The organism is Chryseobacterium sp. SIMBA_029 (genome assembly GCF_046535275.1).
In the GTDB taxonomy this organism is placed as follows: domain Bacteria; phylum Bacteroidota; class Bacteroidia; order Flavobacteriales; family Weeksellaceae; genus Chryseobacterium.
Map to the genome: position 1 here is coordinate 1 of NZ_JAWRXA010000822.1, position 238 is coordinate 238.

Annotated in this window: 1 protein-coding gene; it reads left to right on the forward strand. The window is 31.5% G+C overall.

What is annotated here, in order from left to right:
* A partial coding sequence (locus SB679_RS26175) for a helix-turn-helix domain-containing protein (protein WP_410705332.1) occupies positions 1–127 on the forward strand: 127 nt, incomplete at its 5' end.
* Between the last annotated feature and the right edge of the window lie 111 nt (positions 128–238).

Below are 238 nucleotides of genomic sequence, written 5' to 3' on the forward strand. Positions count from 1 at the left end.
TTCCAGTAAGCCGGTTTCGGAGATTTCTTCAATCCTTGGTTTTAGTGATCAGTATGCATTTTCTCACTTTTTTAAAAAACACCTTGAAGTAAGTCCCAGACAATATAGACATCAGTTCGAAAGTTAAAATCCTACATTTGAACATCTTTTTCCAATAATCAAACATTTGATTGATTTTGTTGTTCTCCTAACTTTGCATCTGTAAAACAAGGTAAAATGACAAAGAAAATAAAAACAG